The sequence below is a fragment of the Tabrizicola sp. genome, from assembly GCF_036781545.1.
Taxonomy (GTDB): domain Bacteria; phylum Pseudomonadota; class Alphaproteobacteria; order Rhodobacterales; family Rhodobacteraceae; genus Tabrizicola.
The window spans coordinates 1-7,900 of sequence record NZ_DAIQAT010000159.1; the positions used below are offsets into that span (position 1 = coordinate 1).

General features: G+C 66.9%; 10 protein-coding genes and 1 pseudogene. 6 read left to right on the forward strand and 5 right to left on the reverse strand.

From position 1 onward, the window contains the following. The 4 genes from ccrA to V7Q39_RS17350 all read left to right on the forward strand — a co-directional run. A partial coding sequence (gene ccrA / locus V7Q39_RS17335) for a crotonyl-CoA carboxylase/reductase (RefSeq protein ID WP_333817870.1) occupies positions 1-1,140 on the forward strand: 1,140 nt, incomplete at its 5' end. Positions 1,141-1,261: 121 nt separating this feature from the next. After that, positions 1,262-1,447 carry a hypothetical protein gene (locus V7Q39_RS17340; protein WP_333817871.1) on the forward strand — a complete coding sequence of 62 codons (186 nt, stop codon included), beginning with the start codon at positions 1,262-1,264 and terminating at the stop codon, positions 1,445-1,447. A gap of 38 nt (positions 1,448-1,485) precedes the next feature. After that, on the forward strand, positions 1,486-3,024 hold the full coding sequence (locus tag V7Q39_RS17345) for an ATP-dependent DNA helicase (protein WP_333817872.1): 1,539 nt from the start codon (positions 1,486-1,488) through the stop codon (positions 3,022-3,024). A gap of 90 nt (positions 3,025-3,114) precedes the next feature. Then, positions 3,115-3,351: an Lrp/AsnC ligand binding domain-containing protein gene (locus V7Q39_RS17350; RefSeq protein WP_333817873.1), complete on the forward strand. Its 237-nt coding sequence runs from the start codon at positions 3,115-3,117 to the stop codon at positions 3,349-3,351. 66 nt (positions 3,352-3,417) lie between these two features. Here V7Q39_RS17350 and V7Q39_RS17355 read toward each other — a convergent pair whose 3' ends face one another. Both V7Q39_RS17355 and V7Q39_RS17360 read right to left on the reverse strand, forming a co-directional pair. Continuing rightward, positions 3,418-4,479 (reverse strand): quinone-dependent dihydroorotate dehydrogenase, encoded by a 1,062-nt coding sequence (locus V7Q39_RS17355; RefSeq protein ID WP_333817874.1) that lies wholly within the window; start codon positions 4,477-4,479, stop codon positions 3,418-3,420. Continuing rightward, entirely contained in the window at positions 4,476-4,814 is a 339-nt protein-coding gene (locus V7Q39_RS17360) for a DUF952 domain-containing protein (RefSeq protein ID WP_333817875.1), read from the reverse strand. Before V7Q39_RS17360 ends, V7Q39_RS17355 begins: the two co-directional genes overlap by 4 nt. 105 nt (positions 4,815-4,919) lie before the next feature. Between V7Q39_RS17360 and V7Q39_RS17365 the strand changes: the two are divergent. Both V7Q39_RS17365 and V7Q39_RS17370 read left to right on the forward strand, forming a co-directional pair. Then, a pseudogene (locus V7Q39_RS17365) lies at positions 4,920-5,559 on the forward strand (SOS response-associated peptidase). Positions 5,560-5,571: 12 nt separating this feature from the next. Continuing rightward, entirely contained in the window at positions 5,572-5,769 is a 198-nt protein-coding gene (locus tag V7Q39_RS17370; protein ID WP_333817876.1) for a hypothetical protein, read from the forward strand. A 17-nt stretch (positions 5,770-5,786) separates the two neighbouring features. Here V7Q39_RS17370 and V7Q39_RS17375 read toward each other — a convergent pair whose 3' ends face one another. From V7Q39_RS17375 to V7Q39_RS17385, 3 genes are all read right to left on the reverse strand, one after another. Beyond that, positions 5,787-6,497, reverse strand: coding sequence for an aspartate/glutamate racemase family protein (locus tag V7Q39_RS17375; RefSeq protein ID WP_333817877.1), 711 nt, complete (start codon positions 6,495-6,497; stop codon positions 5,787-5,789). Positions 6,498-6,500: 3 nt separating this feature from the next. Continuing rightward, positions 6,501-7,253: an ABC transporter ATP-binding protein gene (locus V7Q39_RS17380; RefSeq protein ID WP_443082538.1), complete on the reverse strand. Its 753-nt coding sequence runs from the start codon at positions 7,251-7,253 to the stop codon at positions 6,501-6,503. Positions 7,254-7,256: 3 nt separating this feature from the next. After that, positions 7,257-7,900: ABC transporter ATP-binding protein (locus V7Q39_RS17385; RefSeq protein ID WP_333817878.1), on the reverse strand; the 644-nt coding region annotated here is incomplete at its 5' end.

Genomic DNA, 7,900 nt, shown 5'->3' on the forward strand with positions numbered 1-7,900 from the left:
ATGGTGCAGGAGGTGGTCGATACCTGGACCATCGACAGCCACGAGGTGCTGGTCCTGGTGATGGCGGCGGGCGTCAACTACAACGGCGTCTGGGCGGGACTGGGCCAGCCGATCAGCCCGTTCGACGGCCACAAGGCGGCCTTCCATGTCGCGGGCTCGGATGCCGCGGGCATCGTCTGGGCGGTGGGCGACAAGGTGAAGCGCTGGAAGGTCGGGGACGAGGTGGTGATCCACTGCAACCAGGACGACGGCGACGACGAGGAATGCAACGGCGGCGACCCGATGTTCTCGCCCTCGCAGCGGATCTGGGGTTACGAGACGCCGGACGGGTCGTTCAGCCAGTTCACCCGGGTGCAGGCGCAGCAGCTGATGCCGCGCCCGAAGCACCTGACCTGGGAGGAATCGGCCTGCTACACGCTGACGCTGGCGACGGCCTACCGGATGCTTTTCGGCCACGCGCCGCATGATTTGCAGCCGGGGCAGAACGTGCTGGTCTGGGGGGCGTCGGGGGGCTTGGGCTCTTACGCGATCCAGCTGATCAATACGGCGGGGGCGAATGCCATCGGGGTGATCAGCGACGAATCGAAGCGCGATTTCGTCATGTCGCTGGGCGCGAAGGGGGTCATCAACCGCAACGAGTTCAAATGCTGGGGGCAACTGCCCAAGGTGAACTCCGAGGAATACAACACCTGGCTGAAGGAGGCCCGGCGCTTCGGCAAGGCGATCTGGGACATCACCGGCAAGGGCGTGAACGTCGACATGGTGTTCGAGCATCCGGGCGAGGCGACCTTCCCGGTGTCGAGCCTCGTCTGCAAGAAGGGCGGCATGGTGGTGATCTGCGCCGGGACCAGCGGGTTCAACTGCACCTTCGACGTGCGCTACATGTGGATGCACCAGAAACGCCTGCAAGGCAGCCATTTCGCGCATCTGAAGCAGGCGGCGGCGGCGAACAAGCTGATGTGCGAGCGGCGGCTCGATCCCTGCATGTCCGAGGTCTTTCCTTGGGCCGAGATCCCGCGGGCACATACGCTGATGTGGAAGAACCAGCACAAGCCGGGCAATATGGCGGTGCTGGTGCAGGCACCGCGCACCGGATTGCGCACCTTCGAGGACACGCTCGAGGCGAGCAAATCGATCTAAAATCTACGCTTAACACCCAATTCACCCATCGGGCGGATATCTGTGCTTGAGTGAGTCGTCCGGTCTGGCCTTCCCGAAGGCCTAGATCGGGGGCGGCACAGATTTCTGGCCGAGGGATTGAATGCGTCACGACTGGGTCTTCGACGTGTTGTCGGATCTTCTTTCCTATGCGACCCGGAACGGCCTGCCGCGTCTGGCGTCCAAGGTCTCGGAAACCATCGACGAGGCGCGAAGCGAGATTGCCGGTGCGGGCGATGACCCGGACGATCAGCCGACCCTGCCCCCGAAGGGCGGAACGATGCACTGACCCTACCGCTTGGGGCGAGGAGGGGGTATGGTCGCAGGATGCAGGCCCCAGCGCTGATCTTTTCCGACGACCAGGCCGAAGCTTTCGACCGGCTGGCTGCCGCCTTTGCCGGGGCGGGGATCGACCTGGCCGAGGGGGAACTGACCCCGATGGCCGAGGGGCGGACGAGCGTTCTGGCGGTGGTGGGCAAGGCCGGGTCGGGCAAGACCATGCTGCTGGCGGAACTGTATCGCGGGCTGAAGGCGGCCGGGGTCGATGTCGTCTCGGGCGATTACGAGGGGCGCAGGCGGAAGGACCGCCGCACGCTGGCGATCCTGGCGCCGACCAACAAGGCGGCGTCCGTCCTACGGCTGCGCGGGGTTCCGGCGACGACGATCCACCGCATCCTCTATACCCCGGTCTACGACCCGGAATACGAGAAGATCGCCGAGTGGCTGGCGGGAACGGGGACGCGGCCGGCGGCGGGCAACCTGGCGATTGCCGGGCTGACCGATCTGGCGCTGGACCGGGCGCATGCATTTTATCAGCAGGTTGCGTCGATACCGGGGGCGCTGGCAGCGGCGGGGCTGAAGGGCAGCGATTTCATCAAGGGCTGGAAGCGGCGGGAAGAGCCCCTGGACGTGGGTTTCGTCGACGAAAGCTCGATGCTGGATGAACGGCAGTTCGAAGACCTGAGGGAAATCTTCCCGACGCTGGTCCTGTTCGGCGACCCGGCGCAGCTGGCGCCGGTGGGACAGTCGGGCGAGATGGTGTTCGACAAGCTGTCCGAGGGGCGGAAGCTGATCCTGCACCGCATCCATCGCCAGACGGAGGACAACCCGATCCTCGACCTGGCGCATGCGCTGGGGGACGACCGCCTTGGTTTCGAGGAGTTCGAGGCACTGGTGCAGGAAAAGGCCCGGGCCGACGGCCGGGTGGTATGGGCGGAGCGGGTCGAGGCGGCGCTGATGGCGCGCTCGCCCGTGCTGGTCTGGCGCAATGCGACGCGGGTGCGGCTGATCCAGGCCTTCCGCAACGCCTATGGTGCGCCGGAGGATCAGCTTCTGCCGGGCGAGCCCCTGATCTGCGACGGGATCGAGCTGCCCCTGAAGCATCGCAAGAAGCGGATCGACTTGGAGGCGCGGGGGCTGATCAAGGGCGCGCAGGTGATCTATCTGGGCGAGGGCAACCGCGCGGGCTTTGCGCGGCTGCATGTGGTGGGGGCGGAGGAGCCGCAGGTCAGCGCGGCCAGCATCATCAAGATCGAGAGGCCGGATGAGGAGGAGCCCTTCATCCCGCACGCGGCGGGGATGGGGGCGACCTTCCTGCACGGGGCGGCGGTGACGATCCACAAGGCGCAGGGGTCGCAGTGGGAGGAGGTGCAGGTCTTCGCGCCCGATCTCTATGCGGCTGCGCAGTCGGGCCGGTCGGAGGCAGGGGTGCCCTTGTGGAAACGGCTGGCCTATGTGGCGATCACCCGGGCGCAGCACCGGCTGCATTGGGTGGTGCGGAACCGGCTGGCGCGGCCTCTGACGCCGCTGTCGATCGACGACCTGCGGCGGGAGCCTGCGCCTTTGGCCCTGGACGGCGCGGAGTAGACGGCGAAAATTTTTCGGCGAAAGCTCTGGTGCGGCTGTTCAGCTTGCGGCTCTTCTCGCCTATCCTTGCCGGAAAGAAGGAGCGTTGCGATGGCTTTGGTTTTCGTCCAGTTCCGCTGCACCCCGGGCCAGACCTACGAGGTCGCCAATGCGATCTGGGACCGGGAGGTGGTAAGCGAGCTGTATTCCACCAGCGGCGACTATGACCTGATCGCCAAGGTCTACATCCCCGAAGGCGAGGATACCGGGCATTACCTGTCGTCGCGGCTGTTCGACATCGCGGGCATCCAGCGCACGCTGACGACGATGACGTTCAAGGCGTTCTGAACGGGGATCGGCTGGGGGCGCTTCGCCCCCCGGACCCCCCGAGGATGCTTTCACAAAGATGAAGGGTCAGAGCCAGCCGCTGCGGCCGGTGCCGACAGCCATGGCGACATTGGCAAAGCCGTCGCGGGCCAGAAGCGCATCGAGGCCGTGGGCGATCTCGGGGATGAGGGAAATGCCGCCGTAGACCATCGCGGTGTAAAGCTGCACGGCAGAAGCCCCGGCGCGGATCTTCTGGTAGGCCTCCTCGGCGCTACCGACCCCGCCGACCCCGATCAGCGGCAGCAGGCCGTGGGTTAGCTGCGAAAGCTGCGCCAATATGCGCGTGGACTTTTCGAACAATGGTGCGCCGGACAGGCCGCCGGCTTCGCTTCGATTTGCAGATTTCAAACCTTCGCGGGAAAGCGTGGTGTTGGTGGCGATGATGCCGGAGATGCCGGAGGCGAGCGCGACCTCGGCAATCTGGGCGAGATCGTCGAGCGTGAGATCGGGGGCGATCTTCAGGAAGACGGGGATCGGGGTGGGCAGGGCGGCGCGCGCCTCCATCACCCCTTTCAGCAGCGCGGCGAGGGCGGCGGGCCCCTGCAGATCACGCAGGCGTTCGGTGTTTGGGGAACTGACGTTGACGGTGGCGAAGTCGACATGCGGGCCGCAGGTGGCCAGCACCCTGGCGAAATCGGCGGCGCGGCTTTCGCTGGTCTTGTTCGCACCGAGGTTCAGGCCGACCGGCACCGGGCCGCGCTGGCGCTGGGCCAGCCGGGCCGCGATGGCCAGCATCCCGTCGTTGTTGAAACCGAAGCGGTTGATCGCCGCCCGATCCTCGGTCAGCCGGAAGAGCCGGGGCCGGGGGTTGCCGGGCTGGGCCAGAGGCGTGGCGGCGCCGACCTCGATGAAGCCGAAACCTGCACGGGAAAGGGGCGCGAGGGCGGTGGCATTCTTGTCGTAGCCTGCGGCAAGGCCCACGGGGTTCAGGAGCGGCATCCCGGCCAAGCTGGTATGCAGCCGGGGCAGGTTGACTGGGCCGGGCAGGGGGGCGAGGCCGGTGCGAAGGGCCAGGAGCGAAAGGGCATGGGCGCGCTCGGGGTCGATGTGGTGGAGGAGCGCGAGACCGGTCCGCTCCAAGAGGCTCACAGCAGGCCCTCGGGGAAGATATGGCCGGTGGCGCCGAGGGGCAGCGACTTGTCCCAGACCACCTCCTCCAGCCGCAGCGGGCGATAGAGATGCGGGAAGAGCTGGCCGCCGCGCGAGGGCTCCCATTTCAGGGCGGGGCCGAGGCGGCTTTCCTCGCAGGCCACCAGCACCAGATCGCTTTCGGTGGCGAACCATTTCGCGGCGGTCTCTGCCACCTGGGCGGGTGTGGAGAAGTGGATGTAGCCGTCGGCAAGGTCGATCGGCGCGCCGAGGGTTTCTCCGGCAGCGCGGAAGGCATCCCATTCGGGGCGGCGGAAGATCTTGAGGATCAGCATGGGGGCCGAATAGCGAAGGAAGGGCAGGCTGGCAATGCTTTGCAGTGAAGCCGGGGACGGTCGTCCGGCTTGGTCTTCGAGCCGGGATCGCCTATCTTCCAAGCCATGTGCGGCCGCTTCACCATGACCGAACCGAACGAGGAACTGGCGGAACTGTTCGAGGCGGTGCCAGGCAATGACCTGCCGGTGGGGCCGAACTTCAATATCTGCCCGACGAACCCGGTGGCGGTGGTGACGTCGGAGGGCGGGATCCGGCGGCTGCGGGCGATGCGCTGGGGGTTCATCCCGTCCTGGTACGAGGCACCGGGCGCCGGGCCGCTGATCATCAATGCGCGCGCCGACACGGTGGCGACGAAGCCGGCCTTCCGCGCGGCGATCCGCGAGCGGCGCTGCATCGTCCCGGCCAGCGGCTTCTACGAATGGAGCGCGGCTGCCCTGGTATTTCACCCGGGCCGACGGCCTGCCGATGGCGCTGGCCGGGGTCTGGCAACGCTGGGGGGATCAGGACACGGTCGCCATCGTCTCGACTGACGCGGGGCCGACGATGTCCGCGATCCATCACCGCGAGCCGGTGGTGCTGGAGCGGGCGGACTGGCCCCTGTGGCTGGGCGAGGCGGGGCACGGGGCAGCCGTGTTGATGAGGGCCTGCGCCGAAGGGGTGCTGGCGCGCCCCTTCCGGGTGGGGGCGGCGGTGAATTCCAACCGCGCTTCCGGGGCGGAACTGGTGGAGCCGCTGGCGGTCTGAAACGGCCGCGGTGTGTCCAACGAGAAGATTCCTGTTCGCGCGGGGCCGGTCGGCAGGGATTCCCTTGCCGACCGGGTGCTGGTGCTGCCCAGGGAAAAGGCTGCGGGGCCGCGGCTGATCGATGTGGACATCCCACGGCCGCGGGACCGAAGCGACACCGGTTTCGTGGCGATGCGGCGGCGGCTGATGGCAGAATTCGGGCTGCACTAGCCGACACGCGGCCCCGGTCAGGCGGTCGCGCGCAGCTTCTGCACCGGCGGTGGGGCGTAGCCGCCCAGGCGCGAGGTGCGCAGGCCGAGGCCGACCATCGCCTCGGCCAGCCGCACCGCGCAGGTGACGCCGTCCAGCACCGGAAGCCCGTGTTCCGCCGCCAGTCGCCCCGCCAGATCGGCCATGCCGGCACAGCCGAGCACGATGGCTTCGGCGTGATCCTCGGCAACCGCGCGGCCGATCTCGGCGCTGATCCGGGTGCAGGCGTCCGAGCCGGGGTGTTCCAGCTCCAGCACCGCGACCTCTGACGACCGGACACGGGCGCAACGGGCCGAGAGGCCGTAGCGGTGCAGGTTGTGCTCCAGCGCCGGGACCGACCGGGCCAGCGTGGTGACGACCGAGAACTTGTTCGCGAGCATCGAGGCGAAATGATAGGCCGCCTCGCCGATGCCGATCACCGGGCGGTCGGTCAGGCAGCGCGCGGCGTCGAGGCCGGTATCGTCGAAGCAGGCAATGATCACCGCGTCAAAACCGGGGGTGGTCTGGATCAGGTGCAGAAGGCCGGGGACGCTGAGCGCCTCGTCGTAGTAGCCCTCGATCGAGACAGGCCCATGCGCGGGATTCAGCGCGAGAATCTCGGTCCCGGGGCTGGCTGCGCCCCTGGCGGCGAAGCCGATCTTTTCCGTCATCGAGGCAGTGGTGTTCGGGTTGATCACCAGAAGGCGCATTTCTTACAACTCCCCGCCCAGATAGGCGGCTTTGATCCGGTCGTCGTGCATCAGGTCCTTCGAGGCGCCAGACAGGACGACCTGGCCCGTCGACATGGCATAGGCGCGGTTCGAGATGGAGAGCGCCATGCGGCTGTTCTGCTCCACCAGAAGAACCGACACGCCCTCGTCCCGGCTGATCGCCACGATGGCCCGGGCGATGTCCTGCACCAGCTTCGGCGCGATGCCGAGCGAAGGTTCGTCAAGGAGAAGGAGCTTCGGCTTCGCCATGAGTGCGCGGCCGATCACCATCATCTGCTGCTCGCCGCCCGAAAGCGTGCTGGCCTGCTGGTTGAAGCGTTCCTTCAGGCGAGGAAAGCGGGCCAGCACGCTTTCCAGCGTCTGCTCGATCCCCTGCTTGTCGGTGCGGGTGAAGGCGCCCATCAGCAGGTTGTCCTTCACGCTCATCAGCGGGAAGACGCGGCGGCCTTCGGGGACCATGGCGATGCCGCGCTTGACGATCTCGGCGGCGGGGCGGCCGTCGATGCGGTCGCCGAGATAGCTGATCGTGCCGGACTTGATCTTCCGCAGCCCGGTGATGGCGCGGAGGATCGAGGATTTCCCCGCCCCATTCGCGCCGATCAGGGCGACGGTCTCGCCCTCCATCAGGTCGATGGAGACGCCCTTCAGCGCATAGACATGGTCATAGTACAGTTCGACGTTGTCGAAGCTGAGCATCTTCTTGGCAGGTTCCAGGTTGGTGGCTGCTTGGGTCATGTCTCACATCCCGATGGCGGCGTCTTCGCTGCCGAGATAGGCCTCGATCACGCGGGGGTTGGCCTGGATTTCTGCGGGCGAGCCCTCGGCGATCTTCTCGCCGAAGTTGATGCAGACGATCCGGTCGGAAATCTTCATCACCGCGGGCATGTCGTGTTCGACGAGGAGCACCGTCAGGCCCCGCTCGTCGCGCAACCGGCGGACGAGGGCGACCATCCGCATCGTTTCGTCGTGGTTCATGCCCGCGAAGGGTTCGTCCAGAAGGATGATCTCGGGCTGCGTCGCAAGGCCGATGGCCATGCCCAGGGCGCGCAAATGGCCCTGCGGCAGGTTCGAGGCCAATTCGTTCCTGATCGCCTGCAACCCCAGAAAGTCGATGATGTCGTCCGCCGACTTGCCGAATTCCGCTTCGTCCGCCCGTGCCTGCGCGGACCCGAAGAAGAACCCCAGAAGCGAGGCTTTCGATCGCAGGTGGTGGGAAACGATGACGTTCTCGCGCACGGTCATCGACTTGAAGATCGTCGTCTCCTGAAAGGTCCGCACGACCCCCATCCGGGCCACCTTGTGCGGCGGCAGGCCGGAGATTTTCGTCCCCTTGTAGATCACCTCGCCCGTCGTCGGCGTCACGAACCCGGCGATCTGCTTGA

Bases quoted from the DNA above. Each gene is read 5' to 3' on its own strand.
- V7Q39_RS17380 (WP_443082538.1), bottom strand. From the start codon at position 7,253: ATGACCCAAGCAGCCACCAACCTGGAACCTGCCAAGAAGATGCTCAGC.
- V7Q39_RS17340 (WP_333817871.1), top strand. From the start codon at position 1,262: ATGCGTCACGACTGGGTCTTCGACGTGTTGTCGGATCTTCTTTCCTAT.
- V7Q39_RS17360 (WP_333817875.1), bottom strand. From the start codon at position 4,814: ATGCTGATCCTCAAGATCTTCCGCCGCCCCGAATGGGATGCCTTCCGC.
- V7Q39_RS17345 (WP_333817872.1), top strand. From the start codon at position 1,486: ATGCAGGCCCCAGCGCTGATCTTTTCCGACGACCAGGCCGAAGCTTTC.
- V7Q39_RS17375 (WP_333817877.1), bottom strand. From the start codon at position 6,497: ATGCGCCTTCTGGTGATCAACCCGAACACCACTGCCTCGATGACGGAA.
- V7Q39_RS17350 (WP_333817873.1), top strand. From the start codon at position 3,115: ATGGCTTTGGTTTTCGTCCAGTTCCGCTGCACCCCGGGCCAGACCTAC.